The organism is Acidimicrobiales bacterium (genome assembly GCA_035546775.1).
Classification (GTDB): Bacteria; Actinomycetota; Acidimicrobiia; order Acidimicrobiales; family JACCXE01; genus JACCXE01.
This window is the reverse complement of record DASZWD010000075.1, coordinates 1-3,357: the sequence shown is the minus strand read 5'-3', so window position 1 is coordinate 3,357 and position 3,357 is coordinate 1. Positions and strand designations below refer to the sequence as shown.

The following is a 3,357-nucleotide window of genomic DNA, read 5'->3' as shown; positions in this document are numbered from 1 at the left end:
AGGACGCGGTCACGAAGGACTGGGCGAAGCCGTCGATGGCGGCGACGCGGTCGCGCAGGGTGGGGGCCATCATCCACGGGGCGCACAGGAGGCCGGTGACGCCCATCTCCTCGGCGCGGGCGTGCAGGTCGGTCGACGGGCGCGCCATGAGGCCGATGATGATCTCGAAGTCGTCTCCGGTGCGGCCGGCGGCGTCGAGGTGCTTGCGCATGCGCCCTACGACCTGTTCGGCCTCGTCGGGCGTGTACGCGTTGCCGATCCAGCCGTCGCCGACGCGCGCCGCGCGCGCCAGCGCGACGTCCGAATGCCCGCCGAGGTAGACGGGCACGGGCGCCCGGGGGACCGGCTCGATGCGCAGGGCGTCGAAGTCGTAGAACTCGCCGTGGTGCTCGGTCCAGCCGCCGGCCCACAGCTTCCGCAGCGCGCCGACCATCTCTTCGAGGCGGGCGCCGCGGCGGGCGAAGGTCTGGCCGACTTGGGCGAACTCCTCCTCGCACCAGCCGGCGCCGGCGCCGAGGGCAACCCGTCCCCCGGAGAGCACCGACGCCGTCGACACCGCCTTGGCGACGGTGAACAGCTCGCGCAGCGGCGCCACGTAGATGTTGGTGGTGAAGCGCACCTGGGCGGTGACCGCCGCCATGGCGCCGATGAGCACCCACGGGTCGGGCCACGGCGACTCGTCGGTGAAGGGCGGCGCGCCGTCGGGCGAGTAGGGGTACTTCGACTGCCGCGCCTGGGGCGCGAACAGGTGGTCCGACACGGTGATGCCGTGATAGCCCGCGGCGTCGGCCGCCTGGGCGAGCGCCAGGGCCTGGTCGGGCTCGGCGAACGACAGCGCCAGCCAGAACTTCAAGCGGTCATCCCGTAGTCGACCGGAACGCACGCGCCCGTCACGTTGCGGGCGTCGTCGGACGCGAGGAAGCACAGCACGCTGGCGATGTCGGAGGGCGGGGCGAAGTGGCCGCGCACGAGTTCCATGCGGGCGACGAGGAAGCCCTCGACGTCGTCGGGCATCGTCATGTTGGCCACCAGCGGCGTGTCGACGCCGCCCGGGCACACGGCGTTGACCCGCACGCCCTTCTTGGCGTATTCGACGGCCAGGGCGCGGGTCAGCATGACGACGCCGCCCTTGGAGGCCGAGTACGCCGCGCCGTAGGGCTGGCCGTGCAGGCCCGACGTCGACGCCACGTTGACGATGTTGCCGCCACTGGCGACGAGGTTGGGCAGGGCGGGGCGGATCATGTTGAACACGCCGGTGAGGTTGACGCTGATGACGCGGTTCCACTCCTCGGCGCTGAGTTCGTCGGCGTGGCCGAACTGCAGGATGCCGGCGACGTTGGCCAGCACGTCGAGGTGGCCGTGCTCGCGCACGACGCGCTCGACGGCGTCGGTGGCCGCGTCCGGATCGCTCACGTCGAGGCCGATGCCGGCGCCGCCGATGTCCGCGGCGGTGGCCTTGGCGCCGGCCTCGTTGAGGTCGGCGCACACGACGGTGGCCCCGTCGGCCGCGAAGCGTTGGGCGGTGGCCTGGCCGATGCCGGAAGCCGAGCCGGTGACGATGACTACCCGTCCGTCGAAGCGCATATCTGACACTCTGTCAGATATGAACGGCAAGGTCGCAGTGGTCACCGGCGGGGGATCGGGCATCGGGCGCGCCACCGCCATCCGGCTGGCGAAACTGGGCGCGGAGGTGATCGTCGCCGACGTGAACGTCGAGGGCGGCGAGGGGGTGGCCGACGAGATCGGCGGGCGCTTCGTGCGCACCGACGTGACCGAACCGGCGCAGGTCGACGCCCTGATGCAGGCCTGCGGTGGCCGCCTCGACATCGCCTTCAACAACGCCGGCACCTCGGGCACGTTCGGCAACGTGGCCGACACCGATGTCGAGGAGTGGCGCCGCGTCGTCGACCTCAACCTCCTCGGCGTCTACCTGTGCATGCGCGCCGAGATCCCGCTGATGACCGCCGGCGGTGTGATCGTGAACACGTCGTCGGGCGCCGGGCTGATGGGCTTCGCCGGGCTGTCGGCCTACGTCGCCAGCAAGCACGCGGTGATCGGACTGACCAAGACCGCGGCGCTCGAGTACGCCCGCGCCGGCATCCGCATCAACGCCGTATGCCCCGGCACGGTCCGCACCCCGATGCTGGAGGGCTTCACCGGCGGCGACGAGGCGACGCTGCAGGCGATGGGCAAGATGATGCCGCTCGGCCGCCTGGCGACGCCCGACGAGATCGCGGCGGCGGTGGTGTGGCTGTGCAGCGACGAGGCGTCGTACGTGACGGGCATGGCGATGCCGGTCGACGGCGGTGCGGCGGCCGCCTCGGCGCGGACCTGACGGACCGTCAGAAACGCATTACGCTCGCCGGCGATGACTGTTACGGACGAGACATTTCCGAAGATCATCTCGGTGGACGACCACGTGCTCGAACCGCCGAACGTGTGGCAGGACCGCCTGCCCGAGAAGTACAAGGAACGGGGGCCCCGTTCCGTGCGGGCCAAGCTCGGCGAGATGGTCTTTGTCGGCGGCAAGTTCTCCTACTCCGCCGGCGAAGGCGCCGACTGCGACTGGTGGTACTACGAGGACCTCAAGATCCCCACGACGCGCCTGTCGGCCGCGGCGGGCTTCCCCCGCGACGAGGTGAAGATCACCGCCATCACCTACGAGGAGATGCGCAAGGGGTGTTGGGATCCCGTGGCGCGCCTCGAGGACATGGACATCAACCACGTCGAGGCGAGCCTGAGCTTTCCGTCCTTCCCGCGCTTTTGCGGACAGACCTTCACCGAAGCCAAGGACAAGGACCTCGCGCTGCTGTGCGTCAAGGCGTACAACGACTGGCAGGTCGACGAGTGGTGCGCCGGCTCCGGTGGACGGCTGATCCCGCTCATCATCGTGCCGCTGTGGGACGCCCAGCTCGCCGCCGACGAGGTGCGGCGCATGGCCGATCGCGGCGTGCGCGCCACGTGCTTCAGCGAGATCCCGCCGTTCCTCGGCCTGCCGTCGGTGCACGACGTCAACGGCTACTGGGAGCCCTTCGTCGCCGCGTGCGCCGAGACCGGCACGGTCATCAACATGCACATCGGCTCGTCGTCGAAGATGCCCTCGACGTCGGCCGACGCCCCGCCGGCCGTCGGCTCCACGCTCACGTTCAACAACGCCATGATGTCGATGACCGACTGGCTGTTCAGCGGGCTGCTGGTGAAGTTCCCCGACGTGAAGCTGGCCTACAGCGAAGGCCAGATCGGCTGGATCCCCTACATCCTCGAGCGCGCCGACAAGGTGTGGGAGGACAACCGGGCGTGGGGTGGCGTGGCCGACAAGATCCCCGAGCCGCCGTCGACCTACTACTTCAAGAACAT

The 3,357-nt window shown here is 70.2% G+C and carries 4 protein-coding genes; 2 read left to right on the top strand and 2 right to left on the bottom strand.

Going from position 1 to position 3,357, the window contains the following annotated elements:
- Both VHC63_18985 and VHC63_18980 read right to left on the bottom strand, forming a co-directional pair.
- A partial coding sequence (locus tag VHC63_18985) for a TIGR03619 family F420-dependent LLM class oxidoreductase (GenBank protein HVV38700.1) occupies window positions 1-853 on the bottom strand: 853 nt, incomplete at its 3' end.
- Window positions 850-1,584: an SDR family NAD(P)-dependent oxidoreductase gene (locus VHC63_18980; GenBank protein ID HVV38699.1), complete on the bottom strand. Its 735-nt coding sequence runs from the start codon at window positions 1,582-1,584 to the stop codon at window positions 850-852. The genes VHC63_18985 and VHC63_18980, both read right to left, overlap by 4 nt.
- Before the next feature lie 19 nt (window positions 1,585-1,603).
- Here VHC63_18980 and VHC63_18975 point away from each other — a divergent pair, with 19 nt between their 5' ends.
- Both VHC63_18975 and VHC63_18970 read left to right on the top strand, forming a co-directional pair.
- Complete coding sequence (locus VHC63_18975) at window positions 1,604-2,335, top strand: glucose 1-dehydrogenase (GenBank protein HVV38698.1); 732 nt, start codon at window positions 1,604-1,606, stop codon at window positions 2,333-2,335.
- A gap of 33 nt (window positions 2,336-2,368) precedes the next feature.
- Window positions 2,369-3,357 (top strand): amidohydrolase family protein (locus tag VHC63_18970; GenBank protein ID HVV38697.1); only part of this gene is annotated, 989 nt, incomplete at its 3' end.

Bases quoted from the DNA above. Each gene is read 5' to 3' on its own strand.
- VHC63_18980 (HVV38699.1), bottom strand. From the start codon at position 1,584: ATGCGCTTCGACGGACGGGTAGTCATCGTCACCGGCTCGGCTTCCGGC.
- VHC63_18975 (HVV38698.1), top strand. From the start codon at position 1,604: ATGAACGGCAAGGTCGCAGTGGTCACCGGCGGGGGATCGGGCATCGGG.